General features: G+C 31.9%; 16 protein-coding genes and 1 tRNA gene. 12 read left to right on the top strand and 5 right to left on the bottom strand.

What is annotated here, in order from left to right:
• The first annotated feature begins 9 nt into the window (after window positions 1-9).
• Window positions 10-702 (top strand): ComF family protein, encoded by a 693-nt coding sequence (locus ACQY6M_RS09725; RefSeq protein ID WP_428741599.1) that lies wholly within the window; start codon window positions 10-12, stop codon window positions 700-702.
• Window positions 703-756: 54 nt separating this feature from the next.
• On the top strand, window positions 757-2,352 hold the full coding sequence (locus ACQY6M_RS09730) for an Ig-like domain-containing protein (RefSeq protein WP_428741598.1): 1,596 nt from the start codon (window positions 757-759) through the stop codon (window positions 2,350-2,352).
• Window positions 2,353-2,448: 96 nt separating this feature from the next.
• Here ACQY6M_RS09730 and ACQY6M_RS09735 read toward each other — a convergent pair whose 3' ends face one another.
• Window positions 2,449-2,667 carry a hypothetical protein gene (locus tag ACQY6M_RS09735; protein WP_428741597.1) on the bottom strand — a complete coding sequence of 73 codons (219 nt, stop codon included), beginning with the start codon at window positions 2,665-2,667 and terminating at the stop codon, window positions 2,449-2,451.
• Window positions 2,668-2,682: 15 nt separating this feature from the next.
• Complete coding sequence (locus ACQY6M_RS09740; protein ID WP_428741596.1) at window positions 2,683-3,174, bottom strand: DinB family protein; 492 nt, start codon at window positions 3,172-3,174, stop codon at window positions 2,683-2,685.
• A gap of 219 nt (window positions 3,175-3,393) precedes the next feature.
• On the opposite strand from ACQY6M_RS09740, the gene ACQY6M_RS09745 reads away from it, so the two are divergent.
• Entirely contained in the window at window positions 3,394-4,350 is a 957-nt protein-coding gene (locus tag ACQY6M_RS09745; RefSeq protein ID WP_428741595.1) for a helix-turn-helix transcriptional regulator, read from the top strand.
• On the opposite strand, the gene polA is transcribed toward ACQY6M_RS09745, so the two are convergent.
• Window positions 4,347-7,178, bottom strand: coding sequence for a DNA polymerase I (gene polA, locus ACQY6M_RS09750; protein ID WP_428741594.1), 2,832 nt, complete (start codon window positions 7,176-7,178; stop codon window positions 4,347-4,349). The two genes, ACQY6M_RS09745 and polA, sit on opposite strands and share 4 nt — an antisense overlap.
• A 171-nt stretch (window positions 7,179-7,349) precedes the next feature.
• Between polA and ACQY6M_RS09755 the strand changes: the two genes are divergently transcribed.
• Both ACQY6M_RS09755 and ACQY6M_RS09760 read left to right on the top strand, forming a co-directional pair.
• The gene (locus ACQY6M_RS09755; RefSeq protein ID WP_428741593.1) at window positions 7,350-8,573 is read left to right on the top strand and encodes a metallophosphoesterase; all 1,224 of its coding nucleotides are present in this window, start codon (window positions 7,350-7,352) and stop codon (window positions 8,571-8,573) included.
• A gap of 87 nt (window positions 8,574-8,660) precedes the next feature.
• On the top strand, window positions 8,661-8,954 hold the full coding sequence (locus ACQY6M_RS09760) for a thioredoxin family protein (protein ID WP_428741659.1): 294 nt from the start codon (window positions 8,661-8,663) through the stop codon (window positions 8,952-8,954).
• Here the strand turns inward: ACQY6M_RS09760 and ACQY6M_RS09765 are convergent.
• Both ACQY6M_RS09765 and ACQY6M_RS09770 read right to left on the bottom strand, forming a co-directional pair.
• On the bottom strand, window positions 8,951-9,598 hold the full coding sequence (locus ACQY6M_RS09765; protein ID WP_428741592.1) for a polysaccharide deacetylase family protein: 648 nt from the start codon (window positions 9,596-9,598) through the stop codon (window positions 8,951-8,953). The genes ACQY6M_RS09760 and ACQY6M_RS09765 overlap by 4 nt on opposite strands.
• Window positions 9,599-9,601: 3 nt before the next feature.
• Entirely contained in the window at window positions 9,602-12,715 is a 3,114-nt protein-coding gene (locus ACQY6M_RS09770; protein WP_428741591.1) for a protein O-mannosyl-transferase family, read from the bottom strand.
• A gap of 185 nt (window positions 12,716-12,900) precedes the next feature.
• Between ACQY6M_RS09770 and ACQY6M_RS09775 the strand changes: the two genes are divergently transcribed.
• The 7 genes from ACQY6M_RS09775 (at window position 12,901) to ACQY6M_RS09805 (ending at window position 17,364) form a co-directional block, all read left to right on the top strand.
• A tRNA-Gln gene (locus tag ACQY6M_RS09775) sits at window positions 12,901-12,971 on the top strand.
• Between the two features lie 173 nt (window positions 12,972-13,144).
• Complete coding sequence (locus ACQY6M_RS09780; protein ID WP_428741590.1) at window positions 13,145-13,831, top strand: toxin-antitoxin system YwqK family antitoxin; 687 nt, start codon at window positions 13,145-13,147, stop codon at window positions 13,829-13,831.
• Between the two features lie 61 nt (window positions 13,832-13,892).
• Window positions 13,893-15,002 carry a hypothetical protein gene (locus ACQY6M_RS09785; protein WP_428741589.1) on the top strand — a complete coding sequence of 370 codons (1,110 nt, stop codon included), beginning with the start codon at window positions 13,893-13,895 and terminating at the stop codon, window positions 15,000-15,002.
• Window positions 14,975-15,328, top strand: coding sequence for a hypothetical protein (locus ACQY6M_RS09790; RefSeq protein WP_428741588.1), 354 nt, complete (start codon window positions 14,975-14,977; stop codon window positions 15,326-15,328). Before ACQY6M_RS09785 ends, ACQY6M_RS09790 begins: the two co-directional genes overlap by 28 nt.
• Window positions 15,318-15,806 carry a PulJ/GspJ family protein gene (locus ACQY6M_RS09795; RefSeq protein ID WP_428744952.1) on the top strand — a complete coding sequence of 163 codons (489 nt, stop codon included), beginning with the start codon at window positions 15,318-15,320 and terminating at the stop codon, window positions 15,804-15,806. Before ACQY6M_RS09790 ends, ACQY6M_RS09795 begins: the two co-directional genes overlap by 11 nt.
• Entirely contained in the window at window positions 15,796-16,929 is a 1,134-nt protein-coding gene (locus tag ACQY6M_RS09800) for a type II secretion system F family protein (RefSeq protein WP_428741586.1), read from the top strand. Before ACQY6M_RS09795 ends, ACQY6M_RS09800 begins: the two co-directional genes overlap by 11 nt.
• 27 nt (window positions 16,930-16,956) lie before the next feature.
• Entirely contained in the window at window positions 16,957-17,364 is a 408-nt protein-coding gene (locus tag ACQY6M_RS09805; RefSeq protein WP_428741585.1) for a prepilin-type N-terminal cleavage/methylation domain-containing protein, read from the top strand.
• The last annotated feature ends 57 nt before the right edge of the window (window positions 17,365-17,421 follow it).

The following is a 17,421-nucleotide window of genomic DNA, read 5'->3' on the forward strand; positions in this document are numbered from 1 at the left end:
CTTGTAAAGATGCAATTTTTAAAAGATATATTCTATTTATTTTACCCTAACTTATGTGTTAATTGTGAAATTGCTTTACTACCCAACGAACAATTTTTATGTACCGTTTGTAAAAACGATCTACCAATTATAGACGATAACAAGCATATAAATGTTACATTAACGTCAACTTTTTATGGAAGAGTACCAGTACAAAATGTTCGTTCTTTTTTATACTATCAAAAAAGAGGGGTTACTCAAAAATTGATTCATCAATTAAAATATAAGAATCAAGCTGAAATAGGAGGGTTTATAGGAAATTGGTTTGGTGCTCAATTAAAAGAAGCGAAAGTCTTTACCAATGTAGATTATATTATTCCTGTACCACTACACCCAAAAAAGGAGAAAAAGAGAGGGTATAATCAGGTGACTTTATTTGGAGAAACTATGAGTAAGATTTTAAAGGTTGAATATAAACCTAATATTCTTATTAGAACTTCAAAAGCTACAACCCAAACATTAAAACAACGGTTTGAACGCTTTTCTGATAGCAAAACAAAATTTAAACTTGTTGATACTACAATTTTTGAAAACAAACATGTTCTTCTCATAGATGATGTCATCACCACAGGAGCAACGTTAGAAGCTTGTGCAAATGAGTTATTAAAAACTAAAAATATAACAATTAGTATTGCTACCATGGCCTATACACAAAAAGACTAACAGCATTCCATCTTAATTTACTACTTTTGAACTTGGATTTAAAACCATCAATTTGTGAGAAATAAACATCTTATTTTAGTAACACTTTTTGCATTTATAATAAGTAGTTGTGCCCGTAAAGGAAGGCCAGAAGGAGGTCCAAAAGATGAAAAAGCACCTATTATGGTTACTGCAAATCCACCTTATGAAACGATACATTTTAAAGAAAACAACATTCGTATTTATTTTGATGAATATATTGTTTTAAAAGATTTGCATAAGCAATTGGTGGTTTCTCCTCCAATGAAAAATCCACCACTAATTACACCTCAAGGAACACCTAGTAAATACATCAATATAAAAATCTTAGATACATTACAGCCCAATACAACGTATACTTTTAACTTCGGGAATGCAGTTCAAGATAATAATGAGAATAATAAGTTAGAGAGTTTTAAGTATGTGTTTTCTACAGGAGATTATATCGATTCCTTAAAAATTAAAGGAACAGTTGCCGATGCATTTGATAAAAAGGAAGTAAAAGAGGTAAGTGTATTGTTGTATAAATTAGATAGTTCTTATAACGACTCAATTATTTACAAGCAAAAGCCCAATTATGTAACCAGTACGTTAGATTCTACAAATTTTGAATTTAGTAATTTGCGTGAAGGTAAGTATTTAATGTTGGCTTTAAAGGAGCCAGGAAACGATTATGTTTTTAATAGCAAAACAGATAAGATTGGTTTTGTAGCAGACACCATTACATTACCTGCTGACAGCTTGGTAAATAAACCAATTCGTTTTTTTAAAGAAGTTCAACCGTATCAATTCAAAAGAGGGAAAGAGGTAACGAGAGGAAAAATTCAGTTTGGTTTTGAAGGAAAACAAGAAAATATGAATGTAGAGTTATTGTCAGAAGTTCCTGAAGACTTTAAGTCGTTTTCTGAGTTTGAAAAGGATAAAGATACCTTGAACTACTGGCACACTCCAATAGAAAAAGATTCTTTGAATTTTATAGTAAACAACCTAAACCTTAAGGATACTGTTACAGTGTTTTTAAGAAAAAAGAAAATAGATTCTTTATCCGTAGCATCAAGTGTAAGTGGTGTTTTACATTTAAAAGACACCATGTTTCTTCAAACCAACAATCCGATAGTCTCTTTTGATAAATCGAAGTTTTCATTGGTTGATAAAGATACTGTAGATGTAGCTTTTGAATTAAAAAAACAATCGATTAATAAACTAGCAGTGTTGTTTGAAAAGAAACCAAAACAAGGTTATGTTTTTAAAGGACTGCCTCAAGGAATAACCGATGTTTATGAGACTACAAATGATACCTTAGATTATAAATTTACTACTCGTGCTGTAGATGATTATGGTAGTATTGTATTAGATGTTAAAAAAGAAACGCCTTATCCCGTTATTATCCAATTACTAGTTAAAGATGAGGTAATGGAAACAGTTTGTCTTTCTGAATCTAAAAAAGTAGAGTTTACCTTGTTAGAACCAAAGGAATACAATGTGAGAGCCATTATTGATGAAAATAATAACCATGTTTGGGATACAGGAAACTTTTTAGAGCGTAGACAACCAGAGCAAATTCTTTATTTAGAAACTGTGTTTAAACTAAGAGCTAACTGGATTCAAAACGAAACATTTGTAATTAAATAAACGATATCAAGTAAAATAATGAGAAGTTATAAGGTTTAACTTCTCATTATTTTTGTTTTACTCCTTTGAAATAATGCAGATTGTTAACTCTGATGTTTATAACAGTTCTTCACAATAAAACCCATGATACTGCAATGCTTTTAAAACTGCATCTGCTTTAACCATTTGGGTTTCTACTCGAAGAATATTGTCACAATCCTCTAAATCAAAATTCCAGCGGTCATTTTTAGCAATCAAACGACTTAATGTAGGTTGCACAATTTTTATCTCCTTGTTTTTTGTAACAGATGTTTTAAATACCAAAACTGTTTTCATTTCAAATAATTTTGATTAACGTTCATAAAAATATGGGGGTTCAATACCTAAGGCACGTAAATAAACATATCCTTGTCCGCGATGGTGTATTTCATTATCCATAAAATAGAAGATTGACGACCAAACCGTACCTTCAAATTGACCAAAAATTTTAATGCTTTGTTGAAATTGTTCTGGTTTTATCTGTGCCCAATAAGTGTTTATTTCATTGGTAGCTTCATCCCAAAGTTCAAGAATTTTTGCTTTTTTGTTACCATGATCTACCTGTTCAATTAATTCTTGGATTTTTCCAGTAGCAATTTCTTTGATGCCAGGACCCGCTATACCTAAAAGCTCCATAACCATTTCGGCAAAAGTGCGCATGCCTCCAATAGAATAGTTAAAAAAGGCTTCTTCAGGAAAAGCTTCAATAACTCTTCGGGTTAAACCTCGGTGTCCTTGCCAATGTTTTAATAAATCAGAAGGGGTAATTACTTGTTCTAGTAATGTGGTTGTTGTTGATTCCATAATTGTAATTTTTATTATTTGAAACCAAAATTATGATGGGGTGGTGACAGCTTTATGTCAACAGTAAAAAATAAATTTTAAAAAATACTATTGACAAGCGGTTGTCACTTGCCGTATGTTTATTTGTATGCCATAAGAAGTGAAATCATTATGTTGAAGCCAAAATTTAAAACATACTTCAACCTGAAGTCCTATCTTTGGGAAATATGTTATTGCATTATGAGTATAGATACGGTAAAACGTTTTGATAGAATTATAGCTATTCTTATCCAATTGCAGTCCAAGCGTATTGTAAAGGCACAAGAATTAGCTGATAGATTTGAGGTAAGCCTACGTACCATTTATCGCGATATACGAACGCTTGAAGCCTCAGGGGTACCTATTATAAGCGAAGCAGGTGTTGGTTATTCTATTATGGAAGGATATCGTTTACCTCCTGTTATGTTTACAAGAGAAGAAGTAGGTAGTTTTGTGGCTGCCGAAAAGTTAATGCAAAAGTTTGTAGATAAATCGTTGGGGAATTACTACGAATCTGCCATGATGAAACTAAAATCGGTGTTACGTGGTCGTGAAAAAGATTGGATTTCGGCTTTAGAATCGCAAATATTGGTTGATCCTACACATAAATTATTCAATGAGAGTTTACCAAATGCACTTGAAACGTTGTTTGAAAGTATTGCTGAAAAAAGACAAGTGTTTTTGAAATATCAAGCGTTAAACAGTGAAATTCCTTCTGAGCGTTTTGTGGAGCCAGTTGGTATTTATCACGAATCAGGATTTTGGTATGTGTTAGCTTTTTGTCATTTAAGAAGCGAATACAGACAGTTTAGAACCGATAGAATGCTGGCTATTAAATCAACCCAAAATAATTTTACTAGAGAACATATTACATTAGATGAATATCGCAGTCAGTATGAAAATACCCCAAAAACAAAAGTTGTTATTTCTGTAGATAAAAGTGTGGTGCGATATATAAGCAATAGTAAATGGCAACACGGTTTTGTATCTGAAAAAAACAAAGGGAATCAAGTAGAAATGACTTTTATGACCCCCTATGTTGAACACGGTTTTTCAAGATGGTACATTGTGTTTTCAGATTATGCTAAAATAATTGAACCTGAGAGTTTAAAACTTCAGGTAAAGGAGATTTTAGAAAAAGCGATTACTAAACTTTAATGCGCTTCTAACCAATTTGCCCCTGTATCAATCTCAACATCTAACGGAACATTCATCTTAAAAGCATTTTCCATTTCTTGTTTAATGATAGGTTTAATGATATCAATTTCATCTTTATGAGCATCAAAAACCAATTCATCATGTACCTGTAGTAACATTTTCGATTTAAAGTTTTCTTGCTCAAAACGCTTGTAAATATTAATCATGGCAAGCTTAATAATATCAGCAGCAGAGCCTTGAATAGGTGCATTTACTGCGTTTCTTTCTGCAGCACCACGAACAATAGCATTTCGAGAATTGATATCTTTTAAATAACGACGACGTCCTAAAACAGTTTCTACATATCCGTGTTCACGAGCAAAATCTACTTGTTCAGCAATGTAACTTCTTAATTTAGGGTAGGTAGCGTAATAGGTGTCAATTAATTCTTTGGCTTCTGAACGCGTTAAATCGGTTTGATTACTCAATCCAAAGGCAGAAACTCCATAAATAATTCCGAAGTTTACCGTTTTAGCATTACTACGTTGCTCACGAGTTACTTCTTCAATAGGAACATTAAATACCTTAGCAGCAGTAGAGGCATGAATATCTTCTCCATGCTGAAAGGCTTTAATCATAGTTTCTTCTTCGCTTAAAGCAGCGATGATTCGTAATTCAATTTGACTGTAATCTGCCGCTAATAAAACATAATCTTCATTTCTTGGAATGAAAGCCTTACGTACTTCTTGTCCACGTTTTGTACGAATAGGAATGTTCTGTAAGTTCGGGTTGTTTGAACTTAAACGTCCAGTAGCAGCTACCGCTTGCGCATACACCGTGTGTACTCTTCCTGTTTTTGGGTTGATTTCATTAGGAAGCGCATCAACATAAGTACTTTGTAATTTTTTATACTGACGATATTCTAAAATATCAGCTACTATTTGATGATCTTTTGCTAAATACGAAAGTACATCTTCCGCAGTAGAATATTGTCCTGTTTTTGTTTTTTTAGGTTTGTCAACCAACTTTAATTTGTCAAATAGGATAGGGCCTAATTGCTTTGGAGAAGCAATGTTAAACTCTTCTCCAGCTTGTTGGTAAATGTTTTGTTCTAATTGCTGAATATCTTTGGTTAACTCAACTGATAAAGACTTTAAAAAGTCAGTATCTAAGTTAATTCCTTCAATTTCCATTGCTGATAATACAGAAACTAACGGGGTTTCAACGTCGTTGAACAGTTTGGTAACGTTTCCGCTTTCTAATTCCTTAGAAAAATGCTCTTTTAACTGGTAAGTTACATCTGCATCTTCTACAGCATATTCAGTTTGTTTCGGCAATTCAACTTCGCGCATAGAAAGTTGATTTTTACCTTTTTTACCAATCAATTCAGTTATTGAAACGGGTTGGTAGTTTAAATAGGTTTCAGAAAGTACATCCATGTTATGACGCATATCTGGATTGATAAGGTAATGCGCAATCATGGTGTCAAATAATTTACCTTTTACAGGTATATTGTAATTCGATAATACTTTGATGTCGTATTTTAAATTGTGACCTATTTTTTCAATAGTTTCCGTTTCAAAAAATGGACGGAACTCTTCTAAAATAGTTGTAGTTTCTTCTTGGTCTTCTGGAAAAGCAACATAGTATCCTTTGTTAGCTTCCCAAGAAAAAGCAATTCCAATTAATTCAACCTCTAATGCTTTTAAACCTGTTGTTTCAGTATCAAAACACACAGAGTTTTGTTCTAACAACTTTTCTAATAAAAGTTTTCTTGAAAGAGGTGTGTTGACTAACTGGTAAAAATGATTGGTGTTATCAATGGTTCTAAATCCGTTGATATTAGTTTCTTCTGAAGTGTTTCCACTACCTGGAGCTGCAAACAAATCGAATTGACCAGAAGTGCTAGCTTTTGCAGTTTTTGGTTTTTCAACAGAAGAAGAATTTTCTTGAATCTCTTCTGGAGAAGCAAATGTTTTTAAGAAGTTTTCTGTTAAACGACGGAACTCTAAATCAGTGAAAATTTCTTTGGTAGCCTCAATGTTTGGTTGTTCAAAAATTAGCTTATCCAGTTCTAATTCTACAGGAACATCTAGCATGATGGTGGCCAATTGTTTTGAAAGTAAACCAAGTTCCGCATTGGCTTCAATCTTTTCTTTCATTTTGCCTTTTAATTCATGGGTATTGGCAAGTAAGCCTTCCATAGAACCATAAGAAGCAATAAACTTTTTAGCTGTTTTTTCACCCACACCAGGTAATCCAGGAATATTATCAACAGAATCTCCCATCATACCTAAAAAGTCAATCACCTGTAATGGATCTTCAACTTCAAACTTAGCTTTTACTTCTTCAACTCCCCATTTTTCATATCCATTACCCATACGTGGTGGGCGATACATAAAAATGTTGTCAGAAACTAATTGAGCATAATCTTTATCAGGAGTTACCATGTATATTTGTAAACCTTCTTTTTCTGCTTTTTTAGCTAGGGTTCCTATAATATCGTCGGCTTCATATCCTTCTTTTACAATAGCAGGAATTTTCATGGCTTCTAATATTTTTTCAATATAAGGAACCGCAATTCGTATAGCTTCAGGAGTTTCTTGACGATTGGCTTTATAATCAGGAAAAACATCTACTCGATCTACACTTCCTCCTTTATCAAAACATACCGCTAAATAATCAGGCTTTTCGCGTTTTATTACATCCATTAAGGAATTTGTGAATCCCATAATTGCTGAGGTATCCAATCCTTTTGAGTTGATACGTGGATTTTTTATAAAAGCATAGTACCCTCTAAAAATAAGCGCGTATGCATCGAGTAAGAAAAGTCGTTTTTGATCTGCCATGGTATATATTAAGCCTGTTGAAATAAATTGTTGATACCGATTTGTTTACAAAAAGAAGTCGGTAATTATAGCTATTGTGTACTTCGCAGGTAAAGCTACGAAACTTTAACAAGATGTTAAAAACCAATTTTAAGAATCACAGTATCTTTGTTTTTTTGTAAATAAGAAAATATGTCTCGTTGGTTAGTAACACTTCTCATAATATCAGCACTAATTATTGTATTTGAAACATACGCTTTCCAAGCAATAAGAACGTTGACAAAAAGTAAATTTATTCATTACGGATGGTTATTGTTAGGTTTTTTAGCATACCTAAATTTCTTTTATATCATTTTTACTTATGATAGGAGTTCTGGTCAAACAAGAGAGTTTCAATGGGCTTTCGGAATGCTTTTATTAGCGATGTTACCTAAGTTAATTATACTAGTAATGATGTTTGGGGAAGATGTGGTAAGAGGAATTCAGAAAGGGATTTCGTTTTTTTCAAGAGAAGAAACCAAAACATTGGCAAGCAGAAGAAGTTTTGTAGCTAAATTAGCTTTAGGATTAGCAGCCATTCCATTTGCTACCATACTTTATGGTATTTTTAAAGGGAAATACAATTTTAAAGTACTGAAATATCAATTAAAATTTAAAGACTTACCTGAGGCGTTTGATGGTTTTACAATTACACATATTTCTGATGTTCATTCGGGAAGTTTTGATAATAAAGAGAAGATTCAGTACGGAGTTGATTTAATTAATGAGCAACAGTCGGATGTAATTTTATTTACAGGTGATGTCGTAAATAACTTTGCTCATGAAATGAATGATTGGATTCCTATGTTTTCTGAATTAAAAGCTCCTATAGGTAAATATTCAATTCTTGGGAATCACGATTATGGCGATTATTCTCAATGGGATTCAGAAGAGGCTAAAAAAGCCAATTTTAAAGCCATTAAGGAGATTCATCCTAAAATAGGGTTCGATTTATTGTTGAATGAAAATCGTTATATTGAAAAGGATGGACAACGAATAGCATTGATTGGTATTGAAAACTGGGGAAAAGGATTTAATAAAGCTGGAGATTTACAAAAAGCTTCTGAGGGAATTCAACAAGATGATTTTAAGATATTGCTTTCTCACGATCCTAGTCATTGGGAGTATAAGGTAAAGGAAAACAATTTTAACTATCATTTGACGTTAAGTGGTCATACACACGGTTTACAATTTGGAATTGAAATTCCGGGGTGGATTAAATGGAGTCCTGCTAAATATATGTACAAACAATGGGCTGGTTTGTATGAAGAATTTGGAAGGTATGTTAATGTAAATCGAGGCTTTGGATACCATGCTTTTCCAGGTAGAGTAGGTATTTGGCCTGAAATTACCGTAATAGAACTAAAAAAAGCTTGATTCACAGTATTTTTAAGGTTAAAATAATATTTACCTAACAAAAAATTAGTAATTTTAGACTCCTTACTGATAAAACTTATGCAAAAGATGACAAAGTTTGGTGAAATTATAAGTATTAACAAACCAGTGTTAATTGATTTTTATGCAGATTGGAGTGATTTTGAACCTAGTTTAGATACGCTTCGAGATGTGGCTGCTGCTTTAGGAGACAAAGCTAAAGTAATTAAGATTGATATTAGAAAAAATGAAATTCTTGCTGAGGCTTTGCGCGTCAAAGGAAATCCTACATTTATGATTTATAAAAATGGAGAGATGAAATGGCGTCAAACAGGTGAGCAAGATGCGAATACGCTAATTGGTTTGGTGCAACAATACGTTTAAGAAATCACCTTAAATTCGTAACCTCTCTCTGAAAATTTTTGTAGTAATATAGGCAGTGTGTAATATAGTTTATCACTGGCTTTTATGCTGTCGTGAAAAACGACAATGCTTCCGTTTTGCGTATTGTTAAGTACATTTTGTACACACTTTTCTTTTGAAACTGTCTTGTCAAAATCAGCCGATAATACATCCCACATAATAATTTTATAGCCTTTTGCTATCAATCGCCTTGCCTGACTTCTCTTGATTTTTCCATAAGGAGGACGAAATAGTTTTTGCTGTGTATTGGTTGAGGTGTATGATTGCTGAATTGATTTTTCAGCCAACTCAATATTTTCAAGATAGCTAGTATTGTTGCTTTTCCAGCCATTTAAATGATTAAACGTGTGGTTTCCTACGGAATGCCCTTCGGTAATAATTCTTGAAAAAATAGCTGGGTGTTTTCGAATATTATCCCCAATGCAAAAAAAGGTAGCTTTTGCGTTGAATTGTTGCAATTGGTCAAGTACAAATTCGGTTACTTCAGGGATAGGGCCGTCATCAAAAGTGAGATAAATAGTTTTTTTATTAGAAGAAAAAGACCACGTATACTTAGCAAATAATTGTTTAAGTATACGTGGTGTTTTTATAAAATACAACCTCATTAATTAAGGTTTAATGGTGTCTAGCACTTCAGGAACTTCAGGCTCTTCATCAGGCATTAAATGTTTGAATAAACGAGCGTGATTTATATAATCTTCAAAAAACTTTTTACCATAAGCTTGGTCTTTGTCGTATCTAGTAATTTGTTGCACTAAATTTTGATACATATACAAAGTAGTTTCTAAATTATCAATAACCAACTCTATATCATTGCCTTTAAAAGTACTGTAATATTGAAGTTTTTGTTTAAAAATGTCAGCTAAGGTATCAGCAGTTTCATGAGCCTTATCAACATCACCTATACGATAATACAGTTCAGGGTACCCTAAAGAGAAATTGTAGTGATCAAAATCTTTAATAGGCATTTTGTACAATGATAAATCTAACACGTCTTTAGCTTTTACAGAGTCTCCTTCTTGTAAAAACTCTTCTGATAAGCGAATTAAATTGTTGCGTAATGAAATAGCATTTCTCTTGCTTTGTTCATCAAGGTATATTTTACCATTATTGATTGTTTTCCAGTCCCATTTATTCACATTGGCAAGCATTTTTTCAGGGTCAATACGTCCCATGTCAAAAATAGTTCTTCCTTGGTTTGAGGTTTTAATAGGAACCAGTTTATACGCCATTCCGTCTAATTGTAAATAATCTTTCAACCAGATGTATTCCTCATCAGCATTGGCCCCTCCTGTAAAATAAATAGGTCGTTTCCAGTCGAAGTTGTTTAAAATGTCTAGCATTAAAAGACGTGCTTTTGATAATCCTCTATCATCTACAGTAATATCAATGTAGTCTACAATTTTATCAGCATCTTTTTGAGCTACTAATCCTGTTTTTAACACGTTTTCTTTATTTACAGGAATACGAATTCTATTGGTTGGGTAGAATTTTTCTTTTGACCCTTCACCAGTTTCTAAATAAGTAGCATCATTATCACTAGCAATCCATCTCATAAAATCTTTTATAGACAGTACAGAATCTTTTAACTGCGGAATAGGATAATGATATGCCATATCTAATGTGCCATATTTGTATTGATCGTGTGTCAACTGCGATGGAATAGGATCCGCATCATAGGTTTTCTTTTTCATTTGATCGATGTACCAATCCGTTTGAAAAAGACTTGTGTTTACAATCTTAATATCTCTACGTACACCTTCTATTTGTTGCATGTACCAAAGAGGGAAAGTATCATTATCACCAATAGTGAAAAGGATAGCATTCGGGTCACAGCTCTCTAAATAGGTTTGTGCGTTTAATTGTGCTAAATAACGATCAGCTCTGTCGTGATCATCCCAGTTTTGGAAGCCCATTAATGTAGGGACAGCAAGTAACGAAACTACAGATACCGCTATAGCTACAATTCGTTTGCTGGCATACTTTTTAAAGTAATCATAAAGCGCTAATACTCCAAAACCAATCCAAATGGCAAACACATAAAACGAGCCAACTACTGCATAATCACGTTCACGTGGCTCAAATGGCTTAGGGTTTGTGTAAAATATGATGGCAAATCCAGTAAACACAAAGAATAAGGTAAGTACATAAAGGTTCTTTTTGTCTCTGTTTACTTGATATAATAAACCTATAATCCCTAAAATAAAAGGGAAGAAGAAATAGACATTACGACCTTTATTGTTTTTGATATCGTCAGGTAAGTTTTCTTGTGAGCCTAAACGAGCTTCGTCAATAAATTTAATACCACTTAACCAGTTTCCATTTTCAACATCTAAATGACCTTGTATGTCGTTTTGACGTCCAACGAAATTCCACATAAAATAACGTCCGTACATGTAGCCAAACTGATAATCAATCATAAACTTTATGTTTTCTATAAAAGTAGGACGTCTTTTACTACGAGCAGGAATTCCAGCAATACTTTTGTATTGTTGTTCAGATCCTGGATCAACCATACGAGGGATGAATCCTTTATGTTTGCTTGAGTAATTAGGAATTACATTTTTGTATTTGTTTACAATTACATATTTACCATCCTTTTTTTCGTACTTAGGTTTGTCATCTTTGTACGGATTTTCAGCATCTTGTTCTCTGTCGAAGGCAACAGAATAGTAATTGTCGTAAAAAACATTCGCATCACCATATTGTTCACGATTATAGTAGGCCAATAACTCACGTGCACTTGATGGGTTATTTTCGTTGATAATAGTATCTGCATTGGCACGAATTGGTAACATTAACCAAGACGAGAACCCAATCATGATAAATAATACAGATAGTATCAATGTATTTGCGGTAACAAAGTTCTTTTTACGCGTGTATTTTAATCCAAAAAAGAAAAGTCCAATTAAAACAAGTGCTGCAATGATGGTTCCTGAATTATATGGTAATCCTATTTGATTGATAAAGAATAATTCAGCAACACTAAAGAATTTTAAGGTAAAAGGGAATAGGAATTTAAAGACAAAGGCTAAAACTAATATCGCAACTACGGTTGCAATCGCTGTTGTTTTTACTGTGATGTCTTTATATGTTTTGAAGAAATACAATAAAACAATGGAAGGAATTACTAGTAATGACAAGATGTGTACTCCAAAAGACAATCCTACTACAAAACTGATTAATACTAACCATTTATTCCCTCTAGGAGTGCTTAGTTCACTTTCCCAACGTAAGCCTAACCAGAATAATATTGCCATTAAGAAAGATGACATTGCATACACTTCACCTTCAACTGCACTAAACCAAAAACTATCTGAAAATGTATAGGCTAAAGCACCTACTAATCCACTACCTAGTACAGCGATTGCCTCATTTTTACTAAAGTTTCCATTTTTTACAGCCATTTTTCTAGCCAAATTGGTAATGGTCCAGAACATGAATAAAATGGTAAAAGCACTAGCTAATCCTGACATAAAGTTGACCATTCTAGCCCATTGACTAGGATCGCTGCTAAACATAGCAAAAAAAGCACCCAACATCTGGAATAAAGGAGCTCCCGGTGGATGTCCTACTTCTAAATTTACTGCGGTTGAAATATATTCTCCACAATCCCAAGAACTTACTGTAGGTTCAAGGGTTAGGGTATAAGTGATTAACGCTACTGCAAATGAAACCCATCCTAAAATTATGTTCCATTTTTTATAGTTAAACTCAGTCATAGTTTTTTATCTAGATATAAAGTACGAATGTATTAATTACTTATGATTTTTTGTTGATAACAAAAATATAATTTTGAGTAAACTCATAACTCGAGAACTGATATAAAGTTGTGTTAAATGAAAAAAAACACAAAAAATTTGTCAAAATAAAAGTTTGTATTATATTTGCACCCGCAATAAGCAATTGGCCTATGGTGTAATGGTAACACACCGGTTTTTGGTACCGATATTCAAGGTTCGAGTCCTTGTAGGCCAACAAAAAGTCTTAACTAATTTTAGTTAAGACTTTTTTATTTTCTTTATTATAAGTTTTACTGTTTTCAAAACATTACACTTCGATGATTGATTAAAAGAATTTATGATTATTGAGTGTTTTTTATTTTGAAAATATTGTTTATTTGCCTAAAAAAAGCATGTAATTATATTGTTATGAAGTTTATATATATCTATTGTATTCTGTTTTTTTCGTTATCTACTTTTTGCCAAGATAAGAGCAAAAGAAAATATGATGATGGGAATTTTGTTTATGAGTTTCATGTATCTGATGGGGATAAGGTAAGTTTGAGGAAAGGAGTACGCTTTTATTGGTACAGCATTGAAGGAATAAAATCATCCATATATGGAGTTAGAGGAAAAGTTCTTAATGGTTTGTTTGTTAAGGTTTTGTCTAGTTCTGGAGATATGGTTGAGAGAGGAAGTTTTCTTAATGGTTTAAAAGAAGGCGAATGGAAAGAATGGTATAATGGAGGAGGACAAAAAAAAATTGAGTTTTGGAATAAGGGGCTTAGAGAAGGTAGACTTCAGTTGTTTGATGTGAGATCTAATTTATTAAAGGAAGGATGTTATAAAAAGGGAAGAAAAGAAGGAAGGTGGGAAGAGTATATAGGCGATACAAGAATTGTTAATAATTGGTTTAATGGTTTCTTAAATGGTAAATATGAGGAGTATAAAAATGGAGAACTGATTAAATATGGTTGGTATAGCAGAGGGGTGAAGCACGGTATATGGTGGAATAAGGAAGAAAGAGTGAAAAAGAAATTCAAAAAAGGAAAGTTGGTAGATGAAGATGCTAAAACATTTTGGGATAAGCTGCGTAAAAAGAAAGATTCAATCTAGCTCTTTGTCATATGCATTACTCGTAATAATAGTAATAAGTGTATTGTTGTTTACTCTCATAATGCTTGTTAGTCTTAGTAATAAGGTTTTTACAAGGTTAGAGACTGATAATGCTCTAATAGAAGAAGCTGAATCAACAATAAATTATGCTTTAGTAAATCATAATGGTATAAAGAAGAGGTATGTAAAAGTGCCTTTAACAGGGGGGGGGGGCAATGCCAAGGTTAGAAAAAGTTATTGGGGGGCTCTAAAAATGCTTCAGTATGAAGTGAGTTTTAAAGGAGATACTATCAAAGAAGCACTTTTTATAGAAGATGAGGTAAGCGACAGTACAGTTTTGTTTTTGTCAAGAAATGATAAGCATTTTTTTTTGGGAGGGAAATCAATTATAGAAGGAGATGTTAAGGTGCCATTTAAAGAAATTGCTAACTTAAATCTATCTGGGTATGAAGGTAGTTTTATACATAAAAGAGGGAATATAAAAGAAGCAATAAATGAATTACCTACACCTAGAGAGTTTCATACAAAAGAAAATACTGTTAATATTTCCGAAGAGAGAATTTACAATGAAAAGATAAATAGTTTTTTTAGTAAGACAAAAAAAACCAGATTTTCAGCAAATACAGTTGAGAATTTAAATCTTTCAGGAAACTATATAATAGAATCAGAGAATAAAATTCTGCTGAAAAACAATAACAAATTAAACGATGTAATAGTAATAGGGGCTACTGTTGAGCTTGAAGAAGGTTTTAAAGGAGCAATTCAAATATACGCTACAGAAAAAATAATAATTAATAAAAATGTAGAGTTACAGTATCCTTCAGTTGTTTATTTAGAAGGTAGTAATAAAGATGTTGAGATTAAAATAGGGAAAGGAAGTGAAATATCGGGTTTAATTGTTGGTGTTTCAGATAGAAAGGAAGATAGTAAAGTGATAGTATTAGAGAATTCCAGCATATATGGAGATTTATATTGTTCAGGAGAGGTAGAGTTTAAAGGAGAGATGTATGGAGGGATGTATGTTCGTGAATTTTATTTGAAAACAGAAGAATCAGAGTATCAAAATGCATTATTAGATTTTAAGTTGTTTAAACTTCCAAAGTTTTTTTACAGGATAAATGCAATTGGTGTTAATGATAGTTTATGCGAGGTTATAAAAAAGGTAAGGTAAAAGCAAGTTCATTATATGAAAGTGTAGTTGCTATTGCAATAATAGCGATAGCTATTACAATGGGACTTATGATATTCTTTAATGTAACTAATAATGTGAGTAATCAAGTAATATATCATCAATTATTAAATAAGGTTGAGCAAATTAGGTATGATTCTAATATAATTGATGAAAAAAAAGAGAAAAACTATTTTTTTAAAGGGTATAACATTATTCGGAGAAGAAAAAATAAAGGTAAAAAAAGGTTTTTGTTGGAGATAATTGTTTTGAAAAATGATAAAGTAATTTTAAAAAAAGAGTATTTTCTCAGAGATGATGAAAAGTAAATTAAAGTCATACACTATTATTGAAATGCTAATTAGTATGTTAATAATTAGCGTTGTTGTTGTTGTTACATATGCTCTATTCTCTTCGTTAACTAGACAGTTATATATGTTTACCGAAACAGAAGACAGTTTGTTAGAATATACATATTTTAAAAATGCATTAAAAAGAGATGTGTTTGAATGTGAAAAATTAAAAGTAAAAAAAGAGGTTGTAAAATTGAAGTATAAAGACAAAGAGATTAGATATGTTCTTGGGGAAGGTGTTGTTTATAGAGAAGAGGGAAGAATAATTGATACTTTTTTTGTTAAGGCAGGAGTAGAGAAAATTAATCCAGTTTTCATTAAAGAGAATGGTGAAAAGTTAACGTTGAGTTTTGTTCTTGATGTCGATATTCTGAAGGAGAAAACACATGTGTTTATTAAGAAAGATTATGGGGTTGATGTTTTGGTTAATAGTTTTTTAGGGTATGAAAATTAATGTAAGAGAGTTTAAACAAGAAACACCTTCAAAAAAAAAGGATTCAAAACCAGTGTTATCTAGATTAACACATGTTTTGAAATACAAACTTAGTGATAAGATTAAGTCGAAATTTTATAGAGAACTAAAAGTACTATTGAAATCAGGAATAACTGTTGAGGAGGCTTTATTTATTTTAATGAATCAAACTTCAAAAAAAGAATTAAAATCTCTTATGATTAAAACTCATCAAGAGTTGCTGAAAGGAAGGTCTCTGGTAGATTCAATTGCTGTAACTAACTCTTTTTCGCCTTTTGAAATCAATACACTTGCAATAGGAGAAGAAACTAAAAGTCTACCTAAAGTCTTAGCGGAGTTAGAGGTTTTTTATGATAGGAAGCATAAATTAAAAAGTCAGATAATAACTGTATTGACATATCCCTTTTTTGTCATTCTTATAACGATAGCTGTTTTAATATTTATGTTAAGAAGTGTTGTTCCAATGTTCGAAAAAGTTTTTAGGCAGTTCAATAGTGAATTACCTAGTTTAACAAGAAAGATAATATATATTTCCAATAACTTTTCTTATATAATGGCTTTTTTTACATGCGCTACGGTGTTAGTTGTATTTGTGTATATAAAATATAGAAACACTGAAAAATATAGGAAGTTAATATCAAAGATACTGCTGGGACTTCCTTTTATAGGAGGGATGATAAAAGCAGTCTATTTATCAAGATTTTGTAGAGCATTAAATTTATTGTTGTCGTCAAGAGTTTCATTGGTAGAATCATTGGGCTTTGTGAAAATGATGATTGGGTTTTATCCAATAGAAAGTTCTATAGATAGAATCAAGGATGATATTGTTAAAGGAAGTTCTTTTAGTGATAGTCTAAAAAAACATAAAATATATGATGTGAATTTAGTCTCAATGGTTAAAGTGTCAGAGGAAGTGAACGAATTAGATGAAATGTTTAATTATCTGACAGAACAGTATACAGAAGAGGTTGATACAAAATCAAAGAGATTAGGGGTGTTGATAGAGCCATTTATTATTATTATCATAGGAGGATTAGTAGGTACAATAATGATAGCAATGTATTTACCAATGTTTGATTTAAGTAAAATATTAAACTCAAATTAATTTATATATTTGCCCCCAAAAAAAAATATGAAAAAAAATAAAAATCGTTTAAAAGCATACTCTTTAAGTGAAATTTTAGTTGTCTTAGCAATTATAGGAATTCTTATTTTATTGGTAATGCCTAGCCAAACAGCAGTAATATCTCAAGCGAAATCTTTAGAAGCTCAAAATATGTTAGCTCATTTACATGGCTTACAAAAAAATTACTTTTACAGACACTCAAAGTATGCTGATAATTTTGAAGATTTAGGTTTTGAGCAAGAAAAAACAATAGAGGAAAACGGTCAAGCCGTATATCTGATAACTATAGAAGAAGCTTCAAGTAATAGTTTTGTGGCTAAAGCAAGGGCTTTAGCAGATTTTGACGGTGATGGAGTGTTTAATGAATGGCAGATTGACGAAAAAAGAAATCTAAAAGAGACTGTTAAAGATTAATGCTACCCTTTTTATATATTCTACTTTCTGTTTGTTTAATAATGATATTTCTTCAAG

The sequence above is a fragment of the Tenacibaculum sp. genome, from assembly GCF_050290165.1.
Taxonomy (GTDB): Bacteria; Bacteroidota; Bacteroidia; order Flavobacteriales; family Flavobacteriaceae; genus Polaribacter.

Coding starts and splice junctions, on each gene's coding strand:
- ACQY6M_RS09755 (WP_428741593.1), top strand. CDS start 7,350: ATGTCTCGTTGGTTAGTAACACTTCTCATAATATCAGCACTAATTATT.
- polA (WP_428741594.1), bottom strand. CDS start 7,178: ATGGCAGATCAAAAACGACTTTTCTTACTCGATGCATACGCGCTTATT.
- ACQY6M_RS09740 (WP_428741596.1), bottom strand. CDS start 3,174: ATGGAATCAACAACAACCACATTACTAGAACAAGTAATTACCCCTTCT.
- ACQY6M_RS09765 (WP_428741592.1), bottom strand. CDS start 9,598: ATGAGGTTGTATTTTATAAAAACACCACGTATACTTAAACAATTATTT.
- ACQY6M_RS09790 (WP_428741588.1), top strand. CDS start 14,975: ATGCGAGGTTATAAAAAAGGTAAGGTAAAAGCAAGTTCATTATATGAA.
- ACQY6M_RS09745 (WP_428741595.1), top strand. CDS start 3,394: ATGAGTATAGATACGGTAAAACGTTTTGATAGAATTATAGCTATTCTT.
- ACQY6M_RS09805 (WP_428741585.1), top strand. CDS start 16,957: ATGAAAAAAAATAAAAATCGTTTAAAAGCATACTCTTTAAGTGAAATT.
- ACQY6M_RS09785 (WP_428741589.1), top strand. CDS start 13,893: ATGCTTGTTAGTCTTAGTAATAAGGTTTTTACAAGGTTAGAGACTGAT.
- ACQY6M_RS09800 (WP_428741586.1), top strand. CDS start 15,796: ATGAAAATTAATGTAAGAGAGTTTAAACAAGAAACACCTTCAAAAAAA.
- ACQY6M_RS09795 (WP_428744952.1), top strand. CDS start 15,318: ATGAAAAGTAAATTAAAGTCATACACTATTATTGAAATGCTAATTAGT.
- ACQY6M_RS09780 (WP_428741590.1), top strand. CDS start 13,145: ATGAAGTTTATATATATCTATTGTATTCTGTTTTTTTCGTTATCTACT.
- ACQY6M_RS09725 (WP_428741599.1), top strand. CDS start 10: ATGCAATTTTTAAAAGATATATTCTATTTATTTTACCCTAACTTATGT.
- ACQY6M_RS09770 (WP_428741591.1), bottom strand. CDS start 12,715: ATGACTGAGTTTAACTATAAAAAATGGAACATAATTTTAGGATGGGTT.
- ACQY6M_RS09735 (WP_428741597.1), bottom strand. CDS start 2,667: ATGAAAACAGTTTTGGTATTTAAAACATCTGTTACAAAAAACAAGGAG.
- ACQY6M_RS09760 (WP_428741659.1), top strand. CDS start 8,661: ATGACAAAGTTTGGTGAAATTATAAGTATTAACAAACCAGTGTTAATT.